Origin of the sequence: Flectobacillus roseus (assembly GCF_030056595.1) — a bacterium.
Taxonomy (GTDB): domain Bacteria; phylum Bacteroidota; class Bacteroidia; order Cytophagales; family Spirosomataceae; genus Flectobacillus; species Flectobacillus roseus.
In genome coordinates this window covers 92,406-119,342 of the sequence record NZ_JASHIF010000002.1, presented here as the reverse complement: position 1 = coordinate 119,342, position 26,937 = coordinate 92,406, and the positions used below count along the sequence as shown (strand labels likewise).

Annotated in this window: 23 protein-coding genes; 10 read left to right on the top strand and 13 right to left on the bottom strand. The window is 37.9% G+C overall.

The genetic code is table 11. The features are described from left to right. Positions 1–12 precede the first annotated feature (12 nt). Positions 13–717: a hypothetical protein gene (locus QM524_RS00650; protein ID WP_283343024.1), complete on the top strand. Its 705-nt coding sequence runs from the start codon at positions 13–15 to the stop codon at positions 715–717. A 111-nt stretch (positions 718–828) separates the two neighbouring features. Further along, positions 829–2,187, top strand: a complete 1,359-nt coding sequence (locus QM524_RS00645; RefSeq protein WP_283343023.1) for an MATE family efflux transporter — start codon at positions 829–831, stop codon at positions 2,185–2,187. Between the two features lie 217 nt (positions 2,188–2,404). On the opposite strand, the gene QM524_RS00640 is transcribed toward QM524_RS00645, so the two are convergent. Together QM524_RS00640 and QM524_RS00635 are read right to left on the bottom strand one after the other, a co-directional pair. Continuing rightward, a complete protein-coding gene (locus tag QM524_RS00640; RefSeq protein WP_283343022.1) occupies positions 2,405–2,929 on the bottom strand; it encodes a YfiT family bacillithiol transferase in 525 nt (174 codons plus the stop codon). 340 nt (positions 2,930–3,269) lie between these two features. Then, positions 3,270–6,227: a leucine--tRNA ligase gene (locus QM524_RS00635; RefSeq protein ID WP_283343021.1), complete on the bottom strand. Its 2,958-nt coding sequence runs from the start codon at positions 6,225–6,227 to the stop codon at positions 3,270–3,272. Between the two features lie 453 nt (positions 6,228–6,680). On the opposite strand from QM524_RS00635, the gene QM524_RS00630 reads away from it, so the two are divergent. Both QM524_RS00630 and QM524_RS00625 read left to right on the top strand, forming a co-directional pair. Beyond that, positions 6,681–7,646: a sulfite exporter TauE/SafE family protein gene (locus QM524_RS00630; protein WP_166578942.1), complete on the top strand. Its 966-nt coding sequence runs from the start codon at positions 6,681–6,683 to the stop codon at positions 7,644–7,646. 328 nt (positions 7,647–7,974) lie between these two features. Next, positions 7,975–9,072 (top strand): DUF695 domain-containing protein, encoded by a 1,098-nt coding sequence (locus tag QM524_RS00625; RefSeq protein WP_283343020.1) that lies wholly within the window; start codon positions 7,975–7,977, stop codon positions 9,070–9,072. Between the two features lie 185 nt (positions 9,073–9,257). On the opposite strand, the gene QM524_RS00620 is transcribed toward QM524_RS00625, so the two are convergent. Then, positions 9,258–10,346, bottom strand: coding sequence for a family 10 glycosylhydrolase (locus tag QM524_RS00620; protein WP_283343019.1), 1,089 nt, complete (start codon positions 10,344–10,346; stop codon positions 9,258–9,260). A 345-nt stretch (positions 10,347–10,691) separates the two neighbouring features. Further along, positions 10,692–11,750 carry a carbohydrate-binding family 9-like protein gene (locus QM524_RS00615; RefSeq protein ID WP_283343018.1) on the bottom strand — a complete coding sequence of 353 codons (1,059 nt, stop codon included), beginning with the start codon at positions 11,748–11,750 and terminating at the stop codon, positions 10,692–10,694. A gap of 182 nt (positions 11,751–11,932) precedes the next feature. Here QM524_RS00615 and QM524_RS00610 point away from each other — a divergent pair, with 182 nt between their 5' ends. The 5 genes from QM524_RS00610 (at position 11,933) to QM524_RS00590 (ending at position 18,948) form a co-directional block, all read left to right on the top strand. Continuing rightward, entirely contained in the window at positions 11,933–12,241 is a 309-nt protein-coding gene (locus QM524_RS00610) for a hypothetical protein (RefSeq protein ID WP_283343017.1), read from the top strand. A gap of 101 nt (positions 12,242–12,342) precedes the next feature. Beyond that, entirely contained in the window at positions 12,343–14,253 is a 1,911-nt protein-coding gene (locus tag QM524_RS00605; protein WP_283343016.1) for a beta-N-acetylhexosaminidase, read from the top strand. 194 nt (positions 14,254–14,447) lie between these two features. Next, positions 14,448–16,088, top strand: coding sequence for a M14 family metallopeptidase (locus QM524_RS00600; RefSeq protein ID WP_283343015.1), 1,641 nt, complete (start codon positions 14,448–14,450; stop codon positions 16,086–16,088). Positions 16,089–16,141: 53 nt separating this feature from the next. Continuing rightward, entirely contained in the window at positions 16,142–17,887 is a 1,746-nt protein-coding gene (locus QM524_RS00595) for a M14 family metallopeptidase (RefSeq protein ID WP_283343014.1), read from the top strand. 533 nt (positions 17,888–18,420) lie between these two features. Next, on the top strand, positions 18,421–18,948 hold the full coding sequence (locus QM524_RS00590; protein ID WP_283343013.1) for a L,D-transpeptidase family protein: 528 nt from the start codon (positions 18,421–18,423) through the stop codon (positions 18,946–18,948). On the opposite strand, the gene QM524_RS00585 is transcribed toward QM524_RS00590, so the two are convergent. From QM524_RS00585 to QM524_RS00555, 7 genes are all read right to left on the bottom strand, one after another. Beyond that, on the bottom strand, positions 18,945–19,181 hold the full coding sequence (locus QM524_RS00585; protein ID WP_095163224.1) for a hypothetical protein: 237 nt from the start codon (positions 19,179–19,181) through the stop codon (positions 18,945–18,947). The two genes, QM524_RS00590 and QM524_RS00585, sit on opposite strands and share 4 nt — an antisense overlap. A gap of 123 nt (positions 19,182–19,304) precedes the next feature. Then, entirely contained in the window at positions 19,305–19,865 is a 561-nt protein-coding gene (locus QM524_RS00580; protein WP_166578932.1) for a Crp/Fnr family transcriptional regulator, read from the bottom strand. A gap of 66 nt (positions 19,866–19,931) precedes the next feature. After that, positions 19,932–20,333, bottom strand: a complete 402-nt coding sequence (locus tag QM524_RS00575) for a hypothetical protein (protein WP_095163220.1) — start codon at positions 20,331–20,333, stop codon at positions 19,932–19,934. A 13-nt stretch (positions 20,334–20,346) separates the two neighbouring features. Next, complete coding sequence (locus QM524_RS00570; RefSeq protein WP_283343012.1) at positions 20,347–21,129, bottom strand: Fic family protein; 783 nt, start codon at positions 21,127–21,129, stop codon at positions 20,347–20,349. 19 nt (positions 21,130–21,148) lie between these two features. Further along, complete coding sequence (locus QM524_RS00565) at positions 21,149–22,384, bottom strand: alanine dehydrogenase (protein WP_283343011.1); 1,236 nt, start codon at positions 22,382–22,384, stop codon at positions 21,149–21,151. Positions 22,385–22,469: 85 nt separating this feature from the next. Then, positions 22,470–22,895, bottom strand: coding sequence for a tRNA (adenosine(37)-N6)-threonylcarbamoyltransferase complex ATPase subunit type 1 TsaE (tsaE, locus tag QM524_RS00560; protein WP_283343010.1), 426 nt, complete (start codon positions 22,893–22,895; stop codon positions 22,470–22,472). A gap of 270 nt (positions 22,896–23,165) precedes the next feature. Then, positions 23,166–23,843: an SDR family oxidoreductase gene (locus QM524_RS00555; protein ID WP_283343009.1), complete on the bottom strand. Its 678-nt coding sequence runs from the start codon at positions 23,841–23,843 to the stop codon at positions 23,166–23,168. 213 nt (positions 23,844–24,056) lie between these two features. Between QM524_RS00555 and QM524_RS00550 the strand changes: the two genes are divergently transcribed. Beyond that, complete coding sequence (locus tag QM524_RS00550; RefSeq protein ID WP_283326612.1) at positions 24,057–24,791, top strand: MlaE family ABC transporter permease; 735 nt, start codon at positions 24,057–24,059, stop codon at positions 24,789–24,791. A 322-nt stretch (positions 24,792–25,113) separates the two neighbouring features. Here the strand turns inward: QM524_RS00550 and QM524_RS00545 are convergent, their stop codons facing one another. After that, complete coding sequence (locus tag QM524_RS00545; protein WP_095163207.1) at positions 25,114–25,737, bottom strand: L-threonylcarbamoyladenylate synthase; 624 nt, start codon at positions 25,735–25,737, stop codon at positions 25,114–25,116. A gap of 245 nt (positions 25,738–25,982) precedes the next feature. Then, entirely contained in the window at positions 25,983–26,927 is a 945-nt protein-coding gene (locus tag QM524_RS00540) for a YihY/virulence factor BrkB family protein (protein ID WP_283343008.1), read from the bottom strand. Positions 26,928–26,937: the final 10 nt, after the last annotated feature.

Here is a 26,937-nt window from a genome sequence, read left to right as displayed (position 1 = left end):
CAGCTTTCCTTGATGAAAAAACATATATTCCTATCGCTATTCCTTCTTTGCGTAACTTACAGTCTGACATTTTCTCAAAATGGGCTGTTTCATCGCTATACAGACTCTACGTTATTGGTAAGAGATGCCAATGTTGTGAGGCTCAAATATCAGATCAGAATTGCTCAGAAATTAGGCAATATTTTACCAAAAGCTAAAGCTATTTTAAACACAAGTCCCTATTTAGTGTACTGGGATCATGAATTGTCTACCATTAATTTACCTCTCTGGGCACAGGTAATTGAGCCTCAAAAAGCCTTTTTTACAGAACTCAATAAGAGTAAAAGCAAAGGGGAAGAAATGTTTGGTCTATTTTTTAATGGCTTTTATATCATTCATGAATTAGGACACGGAACGGATTTTTATTTAACAAAAAAAGCCAATCGAAAGAATTTGGATTTCTACGAAGGGGAATATTTAGCCAACCAAATTGCGATTGCTTACTGGCAAGAAGCGGGCTATGAGAAAGAGCTACAAAAATGTTATCAATACGCCTTAAAATTTACCAAACAACTTCCTAATCCAGTACCAAAAGGAGAAGATCCTCTTAAATTTTTTAATACAAATTATGATGAGCTCTCGAAGGATCCATTTAAGTATGGATATTATCAATTCAAACAATTTGTAGAAATTTATGAAAATAGGAAAACTTTGCATCTCGATGATTTGCTAAAATAATACTCCGTTGTGACTATTTGAAGAAAACTCCCTATGACCTCACCAAGTGTGAGGTTATTTTTTTGTAATTTCGCCCTCTGAATTTTATCAACAACAAAACCATCCATTCTCTTGAATACTTTTCTCAATCGTTATAAATCTGATTTTAAAGCTACTTTTAACCTTGCACTACCCATTATTACCGCTCAAGTTGGGGTAATGTTAATGGGTTTTGCAGATACAGTGCAAGTAGGTCGCATGGCGCATGGCTCTGTTCAGGCCTTGGCCGCTGCTGCTGATGCAAATGGTATTTTCTTTAATATCGCTATCATTGGCTATATCTGCTTGCAAGTAGTGGCGCCACTTGTCTCATCGGCGCAATCCTCAAACAACCCTGGGCAATGTAAACAATTACTTCGTGCAAGTGTGGTAGTTTCGCTCATTATGAGCGTAATATGTGCTCTAATCATCGTGTTGATTGGGCTGAATATTGACTTGTTGAAACAACCTAAAGAAATCAAATCGATGACCCTAGATTTTCTTTGGATAATCACCATTTCTATCTTTCCTTCTTTTGTATTTTCAGCAATCAAAAGTTTTACTGACGGACTTTCGCATACCAAAGTTGCCATGCAAATTACCATCAGTGCCTTGTTACTCAACGTGGTTTTAAATCATTTTTTAATTAATGGTTACAAGGATATTATTCCTGCTCTAGGCTTAAATGGCGCTGGTTATGCAACCCTAACTGCTAGAACTTATATGGCGGTTGCCATTATAATTTATACTCTTCGTGGCAAAGCTTTCAAACCGTATTTGCAAGCCTCAAAGCAAGGTTTGGATTCTATCAGAACACTGGTTGGCAAAATAATGAAGCTGGGTATTCCGAGCGGATTTCAGGGATTTAGTGAGGTTGCTGCCTTTTATGGTGCTGTTGTCATGATGGGATGGATCAGTTTGCCACATAAGGCTGCACACCAAGTGGCTATAGGTTTTGTATCTATGACCTTTATGGCGGCAACAGGCATTGGTGCTGCGGGAGGTATCCGTGTAGGTTCGGGGATGGGTGAAAAAAATAGAAAAGCCATCATCAATGCAGGAACGTCTGCCTTATTGATGGGGCTAATTTTTATGGGAACTTGCAGCGTGATATTCCTGATATTCAATGATTTTTTGGCAAGCTATGTCAAAGACGACCAAGTTGTAGCACTGGCTGCCGAATTAATTATTTGGGGTGGAATATTTCAGTTATTCGATGGAGTACAGGCAGTGAGTGTAGGTATCTTACGAGGTATTGCTGATGTCAATGTGCCAACAGTCATTACCTTTATTGCTTATTGGGTGGTTGGTCTACCAATGTGCTATTTCTTGGGGTTTGTACTTGACCTCAAACATATTGGTATCTGGATTGGACTAACTTCTAGTTTGTTTGTTTCGGCATCATTACTGAGTTGGCGATTTTATGCAAAATCAAACAAACTGTGGCATTAACGTATGTGATTTAGTGAATGTTGAATGAGTGATTTAGTGATTATTATTTGAGTTTTACTGGTAGAGACGCAATGCTTTGCGTCTAAAGCTGAGTCAGCCAGTACAGTAATATCAATATGCTAAATAACCCATATCTAGACGAAAAATATTGCGTCTCTACAAATGAAATATATAGTAAAAATCACTCATTCTCAATTCACTCAATTAAGAATACCCTTTACTTACCCAACGCCAATTTGATATGCTCTAAATGGTGTTTGGCATGCCAAGCACCCATATCCAAGGCATCAATTAATTTGATATATATTTGACGAATTGGATGATAATATCCCCTCTGAAATTCCTCCTCTGACATTTGCTCAATGAGATACGTCCAACGAGCATGTGTACCTTCTATCATTTGTAAAGAAAATGCAATAGGTGCTGTTTTTGCCTCCTCCATCGTTGCCCAAGCATCAATTTTAGCTACTACACCATTAGGGTCGGTTTCTGTCAAGGCATGTTTGAAACGGATGTAATGCAAAAGATGCATATCTGCCACATGATTGATTAATTGCTGAATAGTCCAACTTCCTTCACGATACTGTTTTTGTAAATCTTCATGCGATAGATTTTCAGTTAAAGCACGATACTCGGCAGGGATATTCTTTAAGGTATTGAGTCTTTCCTGAAACTCTTCTGGTGTGTACTCGCCTTTTGGCGACCATTTTCCAATGGGGAATTGTAATGCTGTAATGTCCATTTTTTCAAAGTTGTTTTGTTCAGAACGAATAAAGAGATGATTTATGATTTTGGTTAAAGATGAATAATCTCTCTTCTAAGTAACAAACTGTACGTCAATAACATTTCATATCAACTCCGTAGTGACGAAAATTTAATGGGTAAACCTGCATGATTCCATTTAGCCGGTGAATTTATTCACCCGCAACCAAAAAGGCGGTCGAAAAACTAGTTTCGACCGCCTTTTTAGATACTATATTTCAAAATGATACTTTGTTAAGACGCAAAGAATTACGTCTCTGCTGGTGAATTTCTTTTTAAAAACTAAATTCACCACTCACAATTCACCATTCTAAATTATTCTACAACACAACGTTAACAATACGTTTCGGCACAACAATAACTTTCTTAGGTGTTTTTCCTTCAAGCCATTTTTGTACTACTTCGTTTGCCAATACACCAGCTTCGATTTCTGAACTAGCCAAATCTACAGGAAAAGCAATGTTTGTTCTTACTTTGCCATTGATAGAAATTGGGTATTCAAAACTTGATTCTACCAAGTATGAGGGCTCAAATTTAGGGAAAGAAGCCTTAGAAACAGTTCCAGCCTCATGACCTAACAACGACCATAATTCTTCAGACAAGTGTGGTGTATATGAAGACATTAAGATTACTAATTGTTCCAAAATTTCCTTTTTAGAACATTTCAAAGAGCCCAAGTCATTTACACAAATCATCAAACTTGAAACTACGGTATTGAACGAATAGCGCTCTAAATCGTCTTCAACTTTCTTAATGGCTGTGTGTAGTACTTTCAACTCTTCTTTGGTAGCTTTTTCGTCTTTTACTTTCCAGTTGCCTTGCTCATCGTAGAACAAACGCCATACTTTTTTGATAAATCTGAAAGAACCGTCGATACCATTAGTATTCCAAGGTTTAGCTTGCTCCAATGGGCCCAAGAACATTTCGTACAAACGTAAGGTATCTGCCCCTACTCTATCCACCAATACATCTGGATTTACGACATTGTATTTCGATTTTGACATTTTCTCAACCTCTACTCCACAAATATATTTGTCGCCTTCCAAGATAAATTCAGCCTCCGCAAAGTCAGAACGCCAAGCTTTAAACGCCGCAATATCCAAGATTTCATTGCTTACGATATTTACGTCAACGTGCAATGGGGTGAAGTCGAAAACAATATGTCCTTGCTCGATTAAATGTTTTAATTTTTCATCGATAGCCGTGTTTTCTAAATTTATACTGTTCTTAATATACCCAGAGTAAATATTTGCAATATCTATTGCAGATAATTCATTTTTCTTGAACTTTTCTACAAATCCATAAGAGAAAAATATATTCGTAGAATTAACAGTATTAGTTTTAGTGTTTACTTCTTTGAGTCTATACACAAAGTTAGAACGACCTTGAATCATACCTTGGTTGATCAACTTTTTGGCAAATTCTTCTTCGTTTACCAAACCAATATCTTTCAAGAATTTATTCCAGAAACGGCTATACAACAAGTGACCTGTAGCATGCTCAGAACCACCAATGTACAAGTCAACTGCTTGCCAATAATCGATAGCCTCTTTGCTTGCCATTGCCTCCTCGTTCTGCGCGTCCATATAACGATACCAATACCAAGATGACCCTGCCCAACCCGGCATGGTACTCAATTCGTATTCGTATTCGCCTTTGTATTTCCAACCTTCTGCACGACCAAGTGGTGGTTCGCCAGTTTCGGTTGGTAAATATTTATCAATTGAAGGTAACTCTAATGGCAATTCTGATTCTTCAATCAAGTATGGCAAACCATCTTTGAAATATACTGGCACTGGCTCACCCCAATAGCGTTGACGGCTAAATACCGCATTACGCAAACGGAATTGTGTTTTACCTTTACCAATACCTCTTTCCTCCAATGACTGAACCAACGTAGCCGTAGCCTCTTTGTATTCCATGCCATTGATGATACCAGAGTTGATATATTTACCTTCTTTTGTATTATCTGCTTGTGTTTCAATTTCTTTTTGCGCATCCAAAATTGGAATAATTGGCAAATTGAAATGTGTTGCAAAATTCCAGTCACGTTGGTCACCCGATGGCACGCCCATGACAGCACCTGTACCATAACCAGCCAACACATAATCAGCTAAATAGATAGGTACTTTCTCGTCGTTGAATGGATTGATAACGTAGCTTCCAGTAAACGCACCTGAAACACGTTTTACCTCAGACATACGATCTAGCTCTGAGCGAGATTTTGCCCAATTAACATAAGCATCAACCTCCTCTTTTTGAGCCTCAGTGGTCAAATATGGAACATAATCGTGCTCTGGAGCAATTACCATAAAGCTTACGCCGTAAATGGTATCTACACGAGTCGTAAATACTTCGATAAATTCTGGTGCTTCTTCTGATACTGTAGAACGGTCAACTTTGAAACGAACCGATGCACCCTGTGAGCGACCAATCCAGTTGCGTTGTTGTTCTTTGATAGCATCAGACCAATCTACTTCGTTCAAGCCATCAATCAAACGGTCTGCATACGCTGTAATACGCATAGACCACTGCTTCATTTTCTTTTGTTCAACTGGAAATCCTCCACGTTCAGAAACACCGTCTTTTACCTCATCGTTGGCCAAAACTGTTCCTAAACCTGGGCACCAGTTTACTACAGATTCATCAGGGAAAGTCAAACGGTATTTCAACAACAATTCTTGTTGCTGATGACCCGACATATTATTCCAATCTTCTGCAGTGAATGTTGGCGTCTCCTCATCACAAACCGCTTTCACGGCAGTGTTTCCAGATTCTGCAAAACGTTCTACCAAAGAATCAATAGACAAAGCTCTATTGGCATCTTTGTCGTAATAGTGATTGAAAAGTTGCATAAAAATCCACTGAGTCCATTTGTAGAACTTAGGATCTGAAGTACGCACTTCTCTTGACCAGTCGTAGCTAAAACCGATTTGTTTCAACTGACGAATATATGTAGCAATATTATCTTCGGTTGTAATGGCAGGATGCTGACCCGTTTGGATAGCGTATTGTTCAGCAGGCAAACCAAAAGAGTCAAAACCCATTGGGTGTAATACATTGAAACCCTTGAGGCGACGATAACGGCTCACAATATCACTTGCGATATACCCAAGTGGGTGACCTACGTGCAAACCCGCTCCTGATGGATAAGGGAACATATCCAACACATAATACTTTGGTTTTGAGTGGTCGATTTCAGTTTTGTAGGTTTGGTTTTCATCCCAAAACTGACGCCATTTTTGTTCTACTTCTCTAAAGTTGTATTCTGCAGACATTTCTATAAAATTGAATGATTGGAGCATAAAATGCGGTTGAACATTCAGCGCTCGAAAATTTTGGCAAAATTACAGATTTTTGTCGGAATTTCCTGTAGGAGATTTTGTAGAGGCTAAGTTTAAACTATTTTACCTGAAGATTTGATTTGGTATTTCTATTCCAATAATGAAAGCTGTTTATAATCATTGCAAAGGAAAAAGAGGTTTGTAATGAAATTAACACACATCTCGTGCCAAAGGGAATAATTTACCTAGTTCTTGATCTAAAGTTTTACTTGGTAGGTACCCTTATTCACCCCAAAAGAAAATGTTCAAATAGATTCAAGTCAAGACGCAATCTTTGTATATCGACTGAAGAAATAAAATAATTTTACAACAAAATATTTACTCTATCATATTTGTAGAATAATAAAACTCTATTAACTTTGTAGGAAATATTGATTTTATAGACCAATGATAGAAGGCTCGACACAAGCAGAAATTCAGGAAACAAAACCCATTGTCCCGAAAAAATCCTCCAAAAACCCATTTGAGGAAGCTATTATTAAATTATGGAAGCGTGAAAGAACACCAGCTGAAATTGTCATTCATATCTTCAATGCATTAGCGTTGATGCTAGTTGGGCATTTCTTATTCACTTACCTAACGGTTCAAAATATTACAACAGCATTTAGCGAAGTTACCTCCGATATTCTCTTTTTCATCATGGCTGGATTCATCGCCCAAATGGTCGACGGAGCATTAGGCATGGCTTATGGTGTAACAGCTTCGACGTTTTTAGCTAACGTAGGCGTTTCACCAGCGGTAATTAGTATGAGTGTGCACGCCTCTGAGATTTTCACCAGTGGAGCTTCTGGATATATGCACTTGAAGTTTGGGAACGTAAACTCAAAACTCTTCAAGGCGGTCTTGATTCCAGGGGTAATTGGTGCCATATTAGGAGCCTATTTGCTTTCAACCTTATTAGAACAATACATAGGATATGTCAAACCAGCTGTGTCTATCTACACACTTTGCCTAGGTATTTTGATTATCAAGAAGGCTTTAGTAAAACGTCAGGCGAAGAAAAACGTAAAAATGATTGGACCTTTGGCTTGGTTTGGTGGTTTTATGGACTCAGTAGGCGGTGGCGGCTGGGGACCGATTGTTTCCTCTACGCTCATTGCTTCAGGACGTCATCCTCGCTATACAATTGGTTCAGTCAACTTAGCGGAGTTCTTTATTTCTCTCTCATCTTCATTAACCTTTATTTTTGTCATTGGATTTTCACAATGGCAAGTTATTCTAGGTTTAATTTTGGGAGGAATGGTTGCTGCTCCAATTGCGGCTAAATTATCAACCAAGATACCTACCAAAGCACTCATGATTCTAGTGGGTATTGTGGTAATTCTAGCTTCATTGAAAAAGATTATAGGATAAGAATTTTCCAAAAACAATCGATATATACAGCCTTCTCAGCTTAGTTGGGAAGGCTTTTTTTATGATATTCGACCGCTTAGTCAGAATATCATTAAGTAGATAGACCTACTCTTGGTGATTCAAAATATTCCCATTAATTTTCCTAAAAATTGATACCCTTAACATAGCTACTTTGTTTAACTTCCTTTTTCGGCATTAAACCTGCGTTTCTTCAAAAGGCTATTAGTTTCCAAACTTTAGAGAACACTTCTCAATTCACTTGCAAGGCAATGCTATATCTCAAACTAATATAAAATTGCTCGGTATTAAAATCTGATATTTATTTTTTATGAGTATTATTAAACGTTTTTTTCAGAAACAATCTGCACCCAATAATCCATATAAAGAGTTCTGGAATTGGTTTTCGGAAAATGAAAAAAAGTTTTTTGACATTGTTAAAGATGGTGAAAAAATCGACGAAGCATTTTTTGCTATTTTAAGTCCTAGGTTAGAACAATTACATAAAGGAATCTTTTTTTTATCGGGAATGTCTGACGAAAACATTGCCGAACTTATCCTGACAGCCGATGGCATTGTAAAAAACATTGTTTTTATTGAAGAACTCATTGAGGCTGCTCCAGTATTTCCCAATTGGAAAATAACGGCGCTCAAGCAGGCTGTAGATATGGAAGATTGGCAGATTGGGATTGAAGATTTAATCATCAATTCGCCAAGCTTAAGTTTCTTTCCAGATGACTATCCGCAATATCCTGACGAGATTGCGATTACGATTGTATATCAGGACTACTCAACCGAAGAACATGGTACGATTGTCTCTGGTATTTATATGTTTTTGGACAATCTTTTGGGAGAATTAAATGCTGGTGTTCAGCTAGATCAAATCAAAATTCAAGGACCAAATACATCACATCCCGATTTGATTCCAATTGCTAAACTCCCTGCTTACCTTAACTGGCGAGAAAAGGAATTTATCGAAAAGTATGAGTCAACCGAAATTCCCGACGACGATATTCCCCTCACTACACTTCAGGCAACGAGCGAAAACGAAATGCCATTGATTGCTAGCATTAATATGCCTTTGCTCAACTGGGATGCCAAACCTTCCTTCCCGTGGGTTTTACGCCTAGAACTGCAATATGATGGTCAGCAAAATGATGGACTACCCAATGAAAGTGATTTCGAAATTTTGAATGAATTAGAAGATACCCTACTCGATAACCTACTGGATTCGGGCATGTGTTTGTACGCAGGTAGACAAGTGGGATCGAATATGTGTGAGTTTTATTTTACTTGTAAAAACTTCAGAGAACCTTCCAAAAAAGTTTACGAACTCACACCCGAAATTGAACAAAACTTTAAATTCGAATACTTTATTTATCGAGATAAATATTGGCGTTCATTTGAGCATTTTCGCGCAGCGCTTTAGTATCTAAATTGAGTGATTTGAGATTGAGTGGATGAGTGATTATGTTAAAATTTGTATTCTAGCAGTAGAGACGCAATGATTGCGTCTTAAGCCGAGTAAAATCTAGCAATTTTTCATCAAAAAAGCGGGCTGAAAACATTTTCAGCCCGCTTTTTTGATGAAAATTGGAGAATAATCTCAATCAACTAAGCAGTTTTGATGGCCTCTTTCAAGGCTGATAAAACTTTGGCATCGACATTTCCAAAAAGAGAAACGCCTGAAGCGCCATTTTTTAGGGCTAGTTGAATACCTTTCACAATTTCTCCTTGATTATCAAAATCTGGCAAAAACAAACCTGCATACAGAGGAAACTTTCCATGAAGTGTTCGTACACCCTCCTCTACAGCATCCCCAATCCAAGCAACATCTTCTTTGTAGAATTTGTGATAAATCATAGGACAAACTCCTGACAAATTCCAATTAGTCCAATCCTGACGAACAATTCGCTTTGCCACTTCTGGCGTTGGAAATACCGCAGCAGTAATAGGCTTCTTGAACGAAGCTGCCGTCGCAGACAAATGATTGACAATCCGGGTAATGTTGTCATAACGGAACTTTCGCCAAGAAAGATTTTGGTCGGGATTTTCTGTCTTTAAAATATCTATTCCTTTTAACTCCTTGAACTTCGAGCGACAAGTATCGCAGTAGCAAAAATCATATTCTGGTAACTCCTGATTTTGCTGTATGCCGTAGTTTTTCCAAAGATTTACAGGTAAAATTACATCGCAATAACGCACATAATCCAAGTGAATTCCATCAACGTAGGGCTTACTTAATTCTGTTTTGACAACATTTTCAAGATAAGCTTTTGTTTCTGGTTTGGATGGACACAACCAACGATAATAATCCACATACGGAGGTTTCGTCGCACAAGAATCGCCCTTGCGACTCACAGCATACATTTCAGGATGAGATTTCAAGAGGCTTTCTTCACCACGGTTCATGGTCCAAATCCAACGGTGGGTTTCTAGTCCTTGTTTTTTAGCAATAGTAAAATGCTTTTCGTCATCGGCTTCAAAGAAAATACCAGTAATACCACTTTCTTGAAATTCTTTATACTGTTTGGTCAGCGTCTCTTCTGTCGCTTTGTGGTCTGGATTTATCCAAATCCAAAACTTACGTTTTGCTTTTGCTGAAAAAATTTGCTGTTCTCTAGTTACGGCAGCAGTGCTAGAACCACCCGCCAAGGCCAAAGACCCTATGCCAATTTGCTTCAAAAATGTTCTTTTTTTCATAGTTTTTAAAAATTGAAAATTGGGAAAAATTAAGGGTAAAATTTGCTAAGACCTGATTTGCTGGAGAAAAACTCTAAACAAAGGCAGGAAATAAATAGGCATTCGGCTGTCAGCATTGGGCTTTCGGCTAGACAGCCCAATACTGAAAACGGTCAGTGAGAAACTCTCCACCGAACTAATATCTGGCTTGTTGCTATAGCCTGATTTGTTGGAGAAAAACTCCAACAAAGGCAGAAATAGGCTGTCAGCTTGGAGCATTGGGCTGTCGGCTTGAAGCCTTATTTTAGCTCCTTGCCGAAAGCCAAAAGCTGAATGTCGAATGCCCAACCCTTGACCTTGGTAAATTTATAAATCTCGCACTAAAAGTCTGCCATCCTGTGTGAGTGTCAACAGTTTTTTGTTGGTCAAATCTTTTAACCTAATCATAAATAAATGCTCCGAAGCTTCTATTTTGACTTCATACGCTGTTGGCCAATTCAAACCACTCAGGTCTGAAGTATAAGTTTTATTTTTCCCATGAAAGGCTTGTTGAGCGTCATATCCAGCCCAAACCCATCTTTTAGCCGTTTCGATACTTGGCAATTGGTAGTGAATGGGGCTTTCTGAAACCTTTTTGTCAGAGAAAATTAAATAGCCCCAGCGATCAGGGATATGCATATTAATCGCATCTTGTGGCGACCATACCCAGTTATATTCTGGCAATATACCCGTTCCATCTGCTTTTGCTTTTCTTACATATTTACCATTTTTAACCTCGTGCTGCCATTCTACTCTGGAGAAATTGATACGCCATAGACTTAAATCTTTTGGCAATGGCACCTTCAACCCCATACCCACCGACTCAAAAGGAATTGCGATTTCGACCGTCCAAAACTGATCTTCATCTTTAGGGTTATTAACTGTTCCATTACGATAAACCGCTGTTTTCATACCTTTTATATCCCAAGAGATAAGGGCATCGCCCCCGTTTCTGTATGATTTAGGCAAAAACAAATCGAAGGTATTATTAATAGGATTAACCTCTAATTCGAAATAATCATGTCCATCACCATCAGGGTCGATAAATACCTCAAAATCATTTTCGAGAAATACCACTTGGTCTTTCTTATTTTGATATGACCACAAATGTTTTTCGTCCAATTTGGCAGCAATGTACAAATACTTGTTATCCCATAACATTTTGGCTTTGGTCGCTTGCAAGGGCAAAGGCTGTTTGGAACCTTCTATGTCCACAAACTCGGTGGTCCAACTTGCTTTTTGCCAAGCTTCTTCGTCTAGTTTTCCATCAATTTTTAGATTTTGAGGAGTTTTGTAGCAAATGTATTGCTTGGGAAAATAGGGAACCTGCGCATAGTTTTGAAAACCAATGATGCCTAAACACAGGGTTAAAAGAAGTTTTTTCATAAGATATTAATAAAGAAAATTGGAAGTGTTCTATCTAGGTTTTGTACAAAATAGAATCGTACAATATTCTGATAGTTTTGTGTATTAACTATACCGAACTGTAACGATTTCCATTTTGAGCTTTGATTTCAAGATTCAGGTTTCTATATTTCAAAATGGTATAAACTCAATCAAACTTCATCATGTCGAATTTATCGCTTCATTTTGCCCAAAACTTTAATCATAAATTGGATTGTGAATATTTTACCTCGATTCGCCCACAACGAGATATTTATCAAATCGGAAAGAAAATGGATATTTATTGTCAAAACCATTTTCTTAAAAAAGCCACCATCATCAGTATTAAAACATTAACTCTTGCAGAATTAGACGATTGGACGGCTTTTCTTGATGCAGGTATGAATAGGCTTAAACTTACGGCTCTACTCAAAACCTTTTATCCTGAAGCCGAAAGTCTACTCTTTAACGTATTACTCTTGCAAACTTGTTAAGACGATAAGACAATTTACAAAAGCAGACAAGACCTTGTTTATCAATCAAAAAAAAGTCATAATTTTCCTTTTTTAAATTTTATCCAAAATCCCAAAATTCTATGAAAAAACCGTTTTCAACCTTTAAAGCTGGAGCATTTGCCCTACTCCTCCTCGCTTCGGGAGGGCTCAAAGCTCAAGACAAACCTCATAATTTAATTCCTGAGCCTGTCAAAATTAGTACTAGTAAAGGGCAATTTTCCATAAAATCAAGCACTACTATTCTTATTCAACAAGAAGAAGCCAGAACTACAGCAGAGCTTTTGGCAGCACGTTTGAACAAGGCTACAGGATGGACTTTTAGTGTTAAAAAAGGGTCACATCAGCCCAATGCGATTAGTTTTTCACTACATAAAAATCCTGTGGATGAGCTAGGGAAAGAAGGCTATAACCTAGAAGTGGATGCCAATGGGGCAAAAGTAACTGCCAATCAAACAGGAGGATTGTTTTATGGTATGCAGAGTATTTTGCAACTATTGCCAACCGAAATCGAAAGCAATACCGCTGTTAAAAAAGACTGGACGCTTCCTTTTGTCAAAATCACCGATTATCCTCGTTTTGCTTGGCGTGGTATCATGTTTGATGTAAGCCGCCACTTCTTCACCAAAGACGAAGTAAAGCGTTTTATTGATGTCATGGCTCGTTTGAAATACAACACTTTCCACTGGCATTTGACCGACGACAATGGCTGGAGAATCGAGATAAAATCATTGCCAAAACTAACCGAGGTGGGAGCTTGGCGTGTGCCACGTATTGGAAAATTTAATCAGTTGGATGCTCCAAAAGATGGCGAAGCAGCAACAGACGGCGGTTTTTATACACAAGAAGATATAAAAGAGGTAATCAAATATGCCTCAGATCGCAATGTAACCATCGTACCCGAAATCGATGTGCCGGGACATAGTATGGCAGCGATAGCAGCCTACCCAGAGCTTTCTTGTACAAAAGACCCTAAGACTAAGGTAAACCCAGGCAGTAAATTTGCAGAGTGGTACGGTAACGGTAAATTCAAAATGTTGACAGATAATACGCTGAACCCTTCAGATGAAAAAGTCTATAAGTTCTTGGACAAAGTCTTTACTGAAGTGGCAGCACTTTTCCCGAATCCATATATCCATGTAGGCGGAGATGAATGTTACAAAGGTTTTTGGGAAGCCGATGCCAACTGTCAGGCATTGATGCAGAAAGAAAATATGAAGCATGTAGAAGAGTTGCAAGGATATTTCATGAAAAGAGTGGAAAAAATCTTGAAAACTAAAGGGAAGAAATTGCTTGGATGGGACGAGATTTTGGAGGGCGGTATTGCGCCAGAAGCGACAGTCATGAGCTGGAGAGGCATCGAAGGAGGTATTGAAGCAGCCAAATTGGGGCATAACGTAGTGATGACGCCTTCTCCTTATGTGTACATCGATTTTATGCAAAGTGACAGAACTTTGGAACCGCCCATTTATGCTACATTACGTTTGAAAAAATGCTATGATTTCGAACCAATTCCTGAAGGAGTAGATGGTAAATTTATTTTGGGTGGACAAGCCAACCTTTGGACAGAAGGCATTCCTACTTTGGCCTATGCGGAGTATATGACTTATCCTCGTTGCTGGGCATTATCAGAAGTATATTGGTCACCAAAAGAGAAAAAGAATTGGGAGAAATTTGTCACTAAAATGGAAAATCATTTCGATCGTGCCGATTTAGCAGGAATCAATTACGCTCGCTCTGCCTATGATGCAGCCATCAAACCGAGTATGAAAGATGGAAAATTAGTCGTAGAACTCGAAGCTGAAATTCCGAACCTAACAATTCATTATTCTATTGACGACACCGTTCCTAGCAAATTTAGCCCTGTGTACAAAGACCCTATTCAGATTCCAGAAGGACCTATTACTCTACGTGTAAACACCTACCGTAATGGAAAACCGATTGGACGAATGATTACTTTGAGTCGTGAGGAATTAGCCAAACGCTCAAAATAATTTTTCATCGTACTTTTTTCTCGATTGAGACTCTCAAACGTGTATTACATCGAATCATACGGTTGTGATTGATGGATTGTCTAAGAATACCTGTATTTTTAGGAAAAATCACTTATCCAACCTTCATCGCAACTGTATGGTTCTCCTAACTTCCAAAAAGAGAATCGTTGAAGTCGAGAAAAAAGTACTTAACAATGAAAAAAATCTTTATTCTGGCTGGGCTACTCGCTTTTTCGAGTTGTGCTTTTGCCCAAAGTTCCTATCCAAACCATGCGCAACTGAGTACACGCCTCAAAACCCTCAGTAGCAAATACGCCACCAGCACCAAACTAGAATCTATTGGAAAAAGTAAAGGTGGAAAAGACCTATTTGCCATTACCCTAAGCAAAGGTGATGCAAGTGCAAAACCTGCTATTGCTATCTTAGCGGGCGCAGATGGCGCACATTTAGCAGGTACAGAGGTTGCTCTACAACTGGCAGAAAAATTGGTCGCTTCGGATTCGCTTGCCAAAATCCTCGAAACAAAAACTTTTTATATCATTCCTAGCATCAACCCTGATGCACAAGAACAATTTTCAGCAAAACTCAAATTCGAGCGTAGTGGCAACGATGTTGATACCGACGACGACCGTGATGGACGCTTAAACGAAGATCCTTTTGAAGATTTGAACAACGACGGACAAATCACATGGATGCGCATAGAAGATCCAACTGGCGCTTATATCATCAGCAAAGAAGACCCAAGAGTCATGGTAAAAGCCGACCCAAGTAAAGGGGAAGTTGGCAAATATATCCTCCTCAGCGAAGGTATTGACAATGACAAGGATGGTGTTTTCAACGAAGATGGTGTAGGAGGTGTTAATATCGACAAAAATGGTACTTACGACTATCCATTTTTCACCCAAGGTTCGGGAGAATATGCTGCTTCCGAGTCAGAAACTAAAGCGCTTTTAGACTTTTTATATACTACCAAAAATATTTACGCAGTATTTACCTTTGGTCCTGCCAACAACTTAAGCGAAGCAACAAAGTTTGATAAATCTAAAACCTTGAAACGAATTGTAACAGGAATTTTAGAGAAAGATGCTTCTGTAGGTGAACAAATATCTAAACTTTACAACGCTCAAACAGGTTTGAAAGATGCACCTGCTATGCCACAAACCAAAGGAAATCTTTCTCAAACTGCTTATTATCACTACGGAAGATTAAGCTTTAGTACTCCAACTTGGTGGGCTCCAAAAGTATCTGCAACAAAAGATTCTACGAAGAAAGAAATAAAAGAAGTCAAAGCAAGTGACAATGAGGATATTCGCTTCTTGAAATGGGCTGATGCACAACAACTAAAAGGGAGCTTTGTGGCTTGGCAAAAAATCAATCATCCAGATTTCCCTAATCAAACTGTTGAGGTTGGCGGTATTGCTCCTTATGCAAAATTGAACCCTCCTCTCAGTTATTTGAATGAAACTACCGACAAACATCTCAAGTTTTTCAAAGCTTTTACCGCACAAATGCCTGATGTGCAGATTCTCAATGTAAAAACAGAAGCTGTTTCGGCTGGATTAACTCGTGTAACAGTTCAAGTAACCAACAAAGGTTTATTACCAACTGGTTCTGAAATCGGGGATCGTGTGCGTTGGGTTCAAAAAGTACGCACAGAAGTAAAAACTTCAAATGCACAAACCATTATTTCAGGTAAAAAAGTTAACCTTCGAGGTGCTATGTCGGCTGGTGAATCACAAGAATATAGCTGGTTGATTAGCGGTTCGGGCAGTATCACTATCGAAGCGGGTAATGCTATGACAGGTATTAAAACTGTATCTGTAGCGCTGAAATAGACTTTTATTCTCCACATCGTACAATATTCAACAAATTATCTTAGTATTTTCTCATGAAAAAATATATATCCCTATTCTTGTTGTCATGCTCATTGGGTGCAGCAGCACAAGAAAAAACCATCAACGATGACCTAACAGGGCTTCGTGCCATTGGCACTCCCGCTTCGCCAAAAGTAAAAATTAGCTGGAATCATTACAACGATTATGCGATGATTACTCGTTTCTGCCAAGATTTAGCAAAAGCATACCCAGATTTAGTGAAAGTAGAATCTATGGGAAAATCAACGCAAGGAAAAGATATGTGGGTTTTAACTATTTCAGATTTTAAGTCTGGAAGTGTAGATCGTAAACCTGGCTTTTATATTGATGGCAATATCCACTCAAACGAGATTCAAGGCACTGAAGTGGCAATGTATACAGCTTGGTACTTGGCAGAAAGTTTTAATTCGGTAGATTTTATCAAACAACTTTTGAAAGATAAAGTCTTTTACATTGTTCCAACTATCAACCCAGATGCTCGCGAGGATTTCTTGAAAAATCCAAACACACCACATTCGCCTCGTTCGGGTATGTTGGCTTTTGATGATGACGGCGATGGTAAGGCAGATGAAGACAAATTTGATGACCTCGACGGCGATGGCAATATCGTAATGATGCGCCGCAAAACGCCTTATGGTCGTTGGAAAGTAGATTGTGACAATCCACAGCGTATGATTCCTGCCAAACCAGACGAAAAAGGAGAATACGAAATGTTAGGTTATGAAGGCATCGACAATGATGGCGATGGTGCTGTCAATGAAGATTTGATTGGCTATTATGACCCAAACCGCGACTGGGGTTGGAACTGGCAACCAGACTACATACAACGTGGAGCCTTGTATCACCCAGGCACTTTGGCGGAGACTCGCAATATCAAAAACTTTGTATATGCACACCCTAATATTGCTGGAGCGCAAAGTTATCATAACAATGGAGGCATGTTCTTACGTGGTCCGGGGGCTGAGGAAGACGCAGGATTTTACGTACCTCAAGATGGCGCAGTGTATGATTATTTTGGAAAAATTGGTGAGAAAATCAATCCGGGATATAAGTACTTTGTGATTTACAAAGATCTATACACCGTATATGGAGGTGAAATTGACTGGCTTGCCCTTGGTCGTGGAGTATTTACTTTCTCGACAGAGTTATTTACTTCATATAAATTATTCGGAAAACAAAGCGAGGAAGGTCGTGGACAAAACAATGATTTTGAGGAGTTTAGTAAAAACCTCTTATTCAATGATGCTTATGTAGCTTGGAAACCATTCAAGCATCCGCAATATGGCGATATTGAAATAGGTGGACCAAAGAAAAACTACACTCGAAATCACCCAGGATTTATGTTGGAAGAGGATGCTCACCGCAACATGGCATTTACGGTTTTGCATGCTTCACAAATGCCTAAATTAGAAGTATCGGAAATTCGTCAAAAAGCCTTAGCGGGAGGTTTTACAGAAGTAACAGCAGTGGTGACCAACTCTAAAGTTATTCCAACTCACTCTGCACATGATTTGAAATATAAAATCGAAAGACCAGACTATATTTCTTTGAAAAATGCTAATGTAGTAGCTGGAATGATCGTCGAAAACGAAGACATCAATTTGACTAAAGAACAAAAATACACGCCTCAAACGATTGAAGTTTCGAACATTTCAGGAATGAGCGCAGTGAAAGTTCGCTGGATTGTAAAAGGAAAACTTGATAAAGCCACAGTAGAAGTTGACAGTCAAAAAGGTGGATTGACAAGTAAATCTTTGTAAATAAGCTTTAGGTAATAAGCCGTAGAGGCATTAAGCTAAAAAGCTTAAATTATTTCATAAGAAATTCTTGTCAACTTTTAGCTTAGCGTATAAAGCCCATCGCTTAATGCGGGTATAATTATTTTTTAAATACCTGTTAAGACGCAATGATTGAGTCTTAAGCATTTTAGCATCAAAAAAGCGGTCGGAAAATATTTTCTGACCGCTTTTTTAATGAAAACTAGGATCCTGTTTTAGACGTACATTTTATAATACAAATTTTAACAATCACTCATGCACTCAATCACAAATCACTCAATTAAGATGACTCATGTTTTGTGAATAGTATCATTAACAAGATGAGCTTGGAGAGTCAAAACTGTAAAACACAAGTTTTTCAGAATATAATCACATACAATTTTCTATCTCCTACCGTTTACTAACTACATATCTATATTTCTACTTAAATAGCTGTTTTTCAATCCTCTCAGAAACCTCGTATACTATCTTTGTAAACAAAATTCTTCTTTGCTCTCTCTAAATCCTAAAATCTTATGACTCATCCTCTCAAAATTATCTTTCGAATATTTACGCCTGTCCTTATTCTTGGGCTTGCAATTTATCAGTTTTTACCTGAAACTCCACTTCCCAAAAATGCTCAAATTGATAGTCTAGTTGTATTCAAATCGAAGCGACAATTACTAGCTTTTTATGATGGGCAACTCCTTAAAACATATTCTATTGCACTAGGGCGACAACCGCTCGGTGCTAAAGAGTACGAGGGCGATTTAAAAACCCCAGAAGGAAGCTATATCATTTACGACAAAAACCCACACAGTGATTACTATAAAAACCTAGGTATCTCCTATCCCAACGCCAAAGATATTGCACATGCAAAACGCTTACACCGCCCAGCAGGTGGCGAAATCAAAATTCATGGGCTGAAAAATTATATGGGACTATTAGGCAAATTCCATCGCTGGTTTGATTGGACTTTAGGTTGTATCGCTGTTCAAAACGCTGAAATAGACGAATTATACGATGCTGTTCCAATTGGCACTCCTATTGTAATTTATCCTTAAACCTCTTCAAATTCCACAGGTTCTTTTAAAGCATCCTTGGTATCTGCTTTTTTGTTTACTGGAGTACTACAATTTCCTGCGGCGCAACAGCCAGTATTAGATATAGCTTGAAAAAGTACAATCGCACTCAATCCCAAAAGTAAAAAATCTTTCTGCATTATTCCGTTTGTTAAAGCCCAAGCTCCAACTGCCAAACGGAGAAATCGCATCACACTCCAATTCTTTAAATCCATGTCGTTAGTATTTATTTGCTCAAAGTAGTAAAAAATCAATCAATATTACACAAATATATGAACATATAATCATTTATTATAGTTTCAAAAAAGGCTTTTCAGCCTTTTTTGATTTGCTTACAACTAAGCCTTTATATTATTTCTGATACGACTCAGACTATCAGGATGAATACCTAAAAAAGAAGCCAAATCTTTTACAGGAATGAGTCTTAGGGCATCTGGCTGGTATGTGATCAAATTGAGATAGCGTTCTTCCGCACTTTGCGAAATCAAACTGTAAGTACGTTTTGTTTCACGGATATACAAGCCTTCGGCGATTCTTCGGTGAAAGCGTTCAGCATTTTTAGATCTTTCCAAAAGCTCCAAAACAGGCTGATAACGCAAACGCATAGCAGTAACCTTCGTAACCGCCTGAATACCAATGGAAGAAGGCGTTTGAGATAAACAAGAGGCAAAAGAACTTACAAAATTTCCTTTGAAGCCCAAATCCACACAAATTTCTTTATCCTCCTTGAAGGAAATATATTTTACAGCACCTTCAATGATAAAATAAGTACACGATTCTACCTGATCTATTTCAGTAAGAAATTCCTTTTTCTTAAACTGAACTTCTTCAATATGACTACGATAGAAGTCCCACTCTTCTGACGAGAAGTTTGCTAGTCTGAAGATTGCCTCTTTCACAATTTCTATTTTTTGGGGATTTACTATCATCTCATTACATCTAATAGTGGGTTAATTACGGAATTCTTAGTCCTCAGGATAAGGAATATACACAAAACTAGCAAAATCATTGTCAAAGACAAACAAACAGCAAAACTCATCAGGGTCTTTGTAACTGCTTTCAAAAACCTCCGCATTTTCTGCAGAAATAATACCTCTTTGCATAAACTCCTCTGCTACTGTGGCATTATAATTCCAAGTATTCCCATTCATTTCGTTGATACCAATCAATTTTGAACCAACAGGCACAACAGTACGAGAAACTGCGAAAATAGGATATTTGGAAAAACCTCTAGTCCTAATTTGATAAGAAGCCTCCTTAACAAATTCTGCCACTAAGGCGAAGTCTGTTGAAATAATGCCCAAGTACTTTCCATTCAAATCAGGAGAGTTGGGGGCATTGGATATAGCTTGATAATCTTCAATCATTTTATTTAAAATTTTACTTTTCAAAAATTAATGCCTCTGGGAGCATTAGTAAAAAAGGAATTGATTTTTCATAATCTAAGCCCTCATAATAAATACCTAACCTTGCAAGATTCTTATAGTAAGTATTTACGTTTTTGTAATAATACTTTTCGGACTGAATAAACCATGCACTTCTCCCGAATTTTTCAGCTAAAAACCACTTTTCTAATAATCGAGCTAGTCGTCCATTACCATCACTAAAAGGGTGAATATTTACAAATACCAGATGGATAAAGGAAGCGTAATAAAATACCTCTTCAACTGGCATTGGTTCTTGCAATAATTCATCTATTTCAGTCCAAAAAGCTTCAAATTCTTTCTCTATTAGTCCAAGTGAAGCTGCCTCATACTGAATTCTACCCGTTTTATGCTCCATAACAAGCATTTCGGTTTTCCGTAGCGTACCTCTTAGCCTTTCAGGAAGTAAATGAGCTGATATCAGCTTATGCGCCTCTAAGAAATTGGCGTACGTTAAGGGATAATCTTGAGCAAACAGGTATGCATTATATAAATCATTAGGCTTTTCTGTTAGCTCAGGAAGATATTCAATTTGTAAAAGTTTGTGCTTCACAAAACTATCAATCTCAAGCTGTTCACCTTCTATCTTAGAAGAAGACATTACTGAAACAGAAGTGTAAAACGTGAAGCTATGAGGTTCTAAACGTATTTGCTCTACCTCTGAAAATTCATTTTGAATATCGAGATCTAACAATGATTTCCAAGTCTTCAGATATCTTGAGGTAATCAATTTGCTCATCGATATGATTTAGTTTTATTTAGAACCTAGCAGCCGCCAACAAACTTAAGTCTTTGTACGCTATTCCTAGTTTTTTTGCTATTTGAGCATTTGTCAAGCTTCCTTTATAACTATAAACCCCTTTCATAAAGGCTTTGTTGGCAAAAATTGCTTCTTCTATTCCACCTGTTTTTCCTGTTTTAAGCAAAAATGAGGTAAAAATATTACTCAAAGCCTGAGTAGCAGTATGTGCCACGCGCGAAGGAATATTAGGCACACAATAATGAATTACATCATATTTACGATAAGTAGGGTTAGCTAAATCTGTCAACTCAGAAGTTTCAAAACAGCCCCCTTGGTCGATACAAACGTCGATTAATACCGAGTCTGGTTTCATTCTAGAAACCATTTCTTCAGTAATAATACAAGGCGTAAAGCCATTTTCAGCACGCAATGCCCCTATCACAACGTCCGCTTGAATAATTGCTTCTGGCAAAACATGAGAATCAATAATACAAGTATAAACATGCTGACCAATGGCATGTTTGAGACGCTGAAGTTTGTAGATATCTTTATCAAAAATCTTTACATCAGCTCCTAGACTAATCGCTGTTCGAGCGGCAAATTCAGAAACGGTACCAGCACCCAGAAAAACCACTTTCGTCGGTGGTACTCCTGTTATTCCTCCCAAAATTACCCCCATACCATTATTGGCACTGCTCAAACATTCAGCAGCAATCAACATAACGGTACTTCCAGCAATTTCGGACATCGCACGAATTAAAGGCAAACCGCCAGCATTGTCTTCAATAAACTCATATGCCAAAGCTGTTACCTTCTTACGGTTAAGTTTCTCAAAATACTCTTTGGTAGATTTTTGCATATTGAGTGCCGAAATCAAAGTAGCTCCATGTTTCAGGTATTCGAGTTCTTCTTCCGTAAGTGGCTGAATTTTTACAATCACATCGGCTTTGTAGAGCTCCTCTTTCGAATAGGCGATTTGAGCACCAGCTTCGGAGTACTGAGAGTCTTTGAATTTGGCACCTTCGCCTGCGCCAGTCTCAATCAACACTTGATGACCATTTTTTACCAAAAGCGATACAGCATCGGGGGTTAAGGAAACACGTTTTTCGTGTAGGATAATTTCCTTTGGTAAGCCGATGAACAAGCTTTTAGCATTTTGCTTGGTCCACAACAACGCTTCTTGAGGCATCAAAGCCGTTTGAGTAAGTCCTGTTTGGGCGAGTATTTCTTTAAATCCAGATTGTTTAGCCATTGCTTTATTCAACACAAGATTGGGTTAGTATAGCACGAAAATAAAGTGTTGCTTTACCTTTCCAAAATTCTATCGTGAAGGTTTACTAATTTTTTTTCAAAATAATAAGGCGACTTCCATCAGTTTGCACTGAAATTTCAATGCTTAAATAATTCAAGGGCCACAAATTTTCAATTTTTGAAGGCCATTCAACAAAGCAATAATTACCCGAATCAAAATATTCCTCCACACCCATATCCATAGCTTCTACCTCGTTTTTTAAACGATAAAAGTCAAAATGATAGAGCGTTTCTTTGGTTTCGGTAATATACTCATTGACAATTGAGAACGTAGGGCTTTGTACATGATTGGTAACTCCCCAATTGGCACACAGCGCCTTGATAAGCGTAGTTTTACCAGCTCCCATCTGTCCTTCAAATAACCAAACTAACTCACTTTTGCCAAATTCCGCAATTTGAGCAGCTACTTCTGGTAATTGTTCCAGACTTTGATATTGAATTTGTTTTTCCATTTCCAAAATTAAATCTACTATTTCAGCTATTTAGTGATTTGTAAATGAGTGATTTAGTATTTTTTTCACTATTCGCCATCCCGCCTTTGTTGGAGTTTTTTCCAACAAACTTGCGTCATTGTTGGAATTTCAGCCTTTGTTGGAAATTTCTCCAACAAACTTGCGTTAGCAACAGCCAAACCCTATCCTCATGACTCGTTGAGTTGCTGACGCTTGAGTCGTTGGAAATAACTCCAACGATGGCAAAATTCACAACTCACTAATTCACTATTATATATCCCCCAACTGTGGGCGTAATAAAATTTCTTCTAAAACTGTGCTGGCTGGCATTTTGTGTGCCGTCCAGATTACTTCTGCAACATCTTCAGAACGCATAAAACGCTCCGTTGGCAAATCGACACCTGCCCATGAATTGGTCAAGGTCGCTCCTGGAAGAATACTTGTAACACGTACATTAAAAGGTTTTAGCTCTTCACGCAATACCTTACTCATACCCAAAAGTGCAAACTTTGAAATACAATAAGAGCCTCCATTGGTATAGGCAGTAATACTTGCGGTAGAACAAATATTGAAAATATGTCCTGAACGCATTTCAATCATCTTATTAACAAACTGTCTTGTTAGATGATAGGCGCTGTAAACATTAGTTTCAATCATGGCTTCAAGCGTCCCTTCTTCCTCATTATGAATTTGACCTGGGATAAAGAAGCCTGTATTATTTACCAAAATATCTACGCTTGCAGTATGTTGACGAACAAAATCCGCAAAAGCTAAAACCTCGCTACGTTGTGATAAATCAGCCTTAAAAAAATGAACATTTGATATTCCTTTTAAAGACTCATCCTCTGAACGAGCACAAGTAAATACCTGATATTGTTCTTGGGCAAACTTGTCAACAATAGCTCTTCCGATACCTTTTGTTCCGCCGGTTACGATAATCGATTTCATAAATGATTGTTTATAGCATGTATATTCAATAATACCTTCGCTTGAATTACTTTCTTATTTCTCTCAACAACATCTGTCATAAAAACTCTGTTCCCTTCGCCGATTTTTCTTGTAAGGTTTGTTATCTTTGAGGGCACAGCTTGCTAAAGTTGTCATAGCTACAAAAAACGTAGCAACGAAGTTACTAACTTATAACGCTTAACAGAAAACGAAGTGACAAGAATAGGTAGATATTTCATTTTCATGGGGAATTTATTTAAAAATCCTGAAAAATTTAAGGTTTATTTTGATTTGGTATTTGAGGAGGCTTATGAAATTGGAATTAATTCTCTACTCATTGTTTCAATTGTTTCATCCTTTATTGGAGCTGTAACCTGTGTGCAAACGGCGGCCAACCTTTCAAATCCATTCGTACCAAAATACATTATTAGTTTGATTGTACGAGATTCCACGATTTTGGAACTCGCACCTACGATTACGGCCATTGTTTTGGCAGGAAAAGTGGGTTCGCATATTGCCAGTCAATTAGGTACCATGCAAATTACTGAGCAGATTGATGCCTTGGAAGTAATGGGTATTAATTCTACTTCTTATTTGGTTTTACCAAAAATCATTGGTGCCATTATTACTTTCCCGATGTTGGTCGCCTTAGCAGGATTTCTCTCTATTTATGGAGGCTATTTAGCAGGTTGGCTTTCTGGTGCTATTTCGCCGTCGGAGTATATTCAAGGCTTACGCTTTGACTTTCATCCTATCTATGTACCATTTGCCATTATCAAGTCGGTGGTTTTTGCCTTTTTGATTGCCTCTATCTCTGCCTTTCAAGGATATTTTACCAAAGGGGGAGCGCTAGAAGTGGGTCAGTCATCTACCAAAGCCGTGACGAATAGCTGTATCGCTGTATTAGTAGCAGATTATTTACTTGCGCAATTATTAGTAGGAGGTTGAGATAGTCATCCTTTTGTAAGTATCAAAAAAGCGGTCGAAAAACAAGTTTCGACCGCTTTTTTCATAATGAATAATAGTGCAAAATTAAATCCAACTGGCTACTGGACAAGACGAGTAAGTGGCATTCAGATGTTTAGACTTCATCACTCAATTTTATTAATACAGTTTTAAACTGTTTAAAAAAGTAAGTCCAAGACTAAATCTTGAACTAGAGACTTCAATTTTGTCTAGCAATCAGAAAATTCAACCAAATAGCAAGACCCTTCACTGTACATCTATTAATTAAATCAAAAACTCAGCACTCAAAATTCATCACTCACAATTACAAAAACTCTTCTAATTCGCCTAATCCCTGACGAATCACTTCAAAATCATCAGAAGTTGCATCCACAATAGTCGAAGGAATATTATTCCCAAATCCTCCATCAATTACGATATCAACCACATTTTGAAATTTTTCAAAAATTAATTCTGGGTCCGTTGAATATTCCACAATATCGTCTTCGTCACGTATCGAAGTTGTGATAATGGGATTCCCTAATTCTTTGACAATCAATCGTGTTATTTCATTATCTGGGACACGAACTCCCACGGTTTTCTTCCCTTGAGCTAATACTTTAGGCACTTTGTTGTTTCCATCTAACACAAAAGTGAACGGCCCAGGTAAAGCTTTTTTCATGAGCTTAAAAGCGGCATTCGATACTTTTGCGTAGTCCGAAATATGACTCAAATCATAACAGATAAAAGAGAAGTTGTTTTTGTTGGGCTTTATTCCTTTGATTTGACAAATACGTTCAACAGCACGGGTATTATGAATATCACATCCCATTCCATACACCGTATCGGTAGGATAAATAATTACGCCACCGTCTTTCAGGCACGAAATAATCTGATCGATTTTTCGCATATCTGTACCTTTTTCGTACAGCTTTATAAACTCTGCCATGGTACCTCCTTCTTAAAAAATGTTCTGTGGATTGCGACTTAATTGATATAACAAGGTGAGAACTTGGGGTCAAAAAACAAAATAGAAGTACTTTTTTTTCAAAAAAGCTTCTATTTATTAGAAATAATAAAAATTTGGCACGATTATGGCGGAAAATTGATTATCAATGCTAAAAAGTAGGAATACTTCATTGATTTTTATGGGTTAGGGTACAAAAAGCCGTGCTTACTTTGAGTGCGGCTTTTTCAATTTTCAACCGACAAAAACTCCTCTTCGCTATCAGGTGGCACATTTATCGCATGGTCGATACTCGCATTTATCTCAAATCCCAGAATCAATACCAACGCAATCAGGTAAAGCCAAACCATCAAGGCAATAAAGGTACCAATTGTTCCGTAAAGCCTGTTGTAAGATGCAAAATTAGAAAGATAATACGAAAATCCGTTTGTTATAATAATCGTCAAAATAGAGGCTGTTATGGAACCTACGTTTATAAACTTCCATTTTTTGTGTACAGAAGGCCCCCAATAATATACAATAGAAATAACCAGAAAAAACAGCGTAAAAATCACAAAATAGGTCAATGCCTGTAAGAGATAGAACGTAAAACTGGGATTAATCATCCCCCCTTCAAAAAGCATATCCACTAAAAGTCTTCCTACAATCAATACTACAATCGACACGAACAAAACCATTGTCAGCAAGAAATTCATCATCACGGCAATCAATCTGGCTTTGACAAAACCTCGCTTTTCTTGTGTTGTTAAGGTCAGATTAAAGGCTCGCATCAATGCCATTGTTCCGCTAGTAGAAGCGTACAAAGCAAAGAAAAAACCGAGCGATAAAACGCCTCCTCGTGGCTTGCTGATAATTTCGACAATGGTACGCTTGGCTTCGCCATAAATCCCCGCAGGCATTACGTCTGAAAGTAAATTAAGAATTCTTTCGTCTAGATTCTCAACAGGGATGTAGGGAATTAAAGAAAAAAGAAAAATCAAGGTAGGAAAAACCGCCAAAGTAAAATTATACGCCACCGCTGCTGCACGCACGTCTATATCGAACTGAATGATTTTTTGAATCAATATTTTCAGGACGTAATAAACAGTTGCAGTTGTGTTTTTTAAGCGTGTTGTTTGTAAAAAATAGATTACGAGGGAATATAATTTGGTATTTCTTAGTCGTTTGAGCATTCCAGTATCT

Excerpts from the sequence above, each read along its gene's own strand:
- QM524_RS00650 (WP_283343024.1), top strand. The coding sequence starts at position 13 with ATGAAAAAACATATATTCCTATCGCTATTCCTTCTTTGCGTAACTTAC.
- QM524_RS00640 (WP_283343022.1), bottom strand. The coding sequence starts at position 2,929 with ATGGACATTACAGCATTACAATTCCCCATTGGAAAATGGTCGCCAAAA.
- QM524_RS00635 (WP_283343021.1), bottom strand. The coding sequence starts at position 6,227 with ATGTCTGCAGAATACAACTTTAGAGAAGTAGAACAAAAATGGCGTCAG.
- QM524_RS00630 (WP_166578942.1), top strand. The coding sequence starts at position 6,681 with ATGATAGAAGGCTCGACACAAGCAGAAATTCAGGAAACAAAACCCATT.
- QM524_RS00625 (WP_283343020.1), top strand. The coding sequence starts at position 7,975 with ATGAGTATTATTAAACGTTTTTTTCAGAAACAATCTGCACCCAATAAT.
- QM524_RS00620 (WP_283343019.1), bottom strand. The coding sequence starts at position 10,346 with ATGAAAAAAAGAACATTTTTGAAGCAAATTGGCATAGGGTCTTTGGCC.
- QM524_RS00615 (WP_283343018.1), bottom strand. The coding sequence starts at position 11,750 with ATGAAAAAACTTCTTTTAACCCTGTGTTTAGGCATCATTGGTTTTCAA.
- QM524_RS00610 (WP_283343017.1), top strand. The coding sequence starts at position 11,933 with ATGTCGAATTTATCGCTTCATTTTGCCCAAAACTTTAATCATAAATTG.
- QM524_RS00605 (WP_283343016.1), top strand. The coding sequence starts at position 12,343 with ATGAAAAAACCGTTTTCAACCTTTAAAGCTGGAGCATTTGCCCTACTC.
- QM524_RS00600 (WP_283343015.1), top strand. The coding sequence starts at position 14,448 with ATGAAAAAAATCTTTATTCTGGCTGGGCTACTCGCTTTTTCGAGTTGT.
- QM524_RS00595 (WP_283343014.1), top strand. The coding sequence starts at position 16,142 with ATGAAAAAATATATATCCCTATTCTTGTTGTCATGCTCATTGGGTGCA.
- QM524_RS00590 (WP_283343013.1), top strand. The coding sequence starts at position 18,421 with ATGACTCATCCTCTCAAAATTATCTTTCGAATATTTACGCCTGTCCTT.
- QM524_RS00585 (WP_095163224.1), bottom strand. The coding sequence starts at position 19,181 with ATGGATTTAAAGAATTGGAGTGTGATGCGATTTCTCCGTTTGGCAGTT.
- QM524_RS00575 (WP_095163220.1), bottom strand. The coding sequence starts at position 20,333 with ATGATTGAAGATTATCAAGCTATATCCAATGCCCCCAACTCTCCTGAT.
- QM524_RS00570 (WP_283343012.1), bottom strand. The coding sequence starts at position 21,129 with ATGAGCAAATTGATTACCTCAAGATATCTGAAGACTTGGAAATCATTG.
- QM524_RS00565 (WP_283343011.1), bottom strand. The coding sequence starts at position 22,384 with ATGGCTAAACAATCTGGATTTAAAGAAATACTCGCCCAAACAGGACTT.
- tsaE (WP_283343010.1), bottom strand. The coding sequence starts at position 22,895 with ATGGAAAAACAAATTCAATATCAAAGTCTGGAACAATTACCAGAAGTA.
- QM524_RS00555 (WP_283343009.1), bottom strand. The coding sequence starts at position 23,843 with ATGAAATCGATTATCGTAACCGGCGGAACAAAAGGTATCGGAAGAGCT.
- QM524_RS00545 (WP_095163207.1), bottom strand. The coding sequence starts at position 25,737 with ATGGCAGAGTTTATAAAGCTGTACGAAAAAGGTACAGATATGCGAAAA.
- QM524_RS00540 (WP_283343008.1), bottom strand. The coding sequence starts at position 26,927 with ATGCTCAAACGACTAAGAAATACCAAATTATATTCCCTCGTAATCTAT.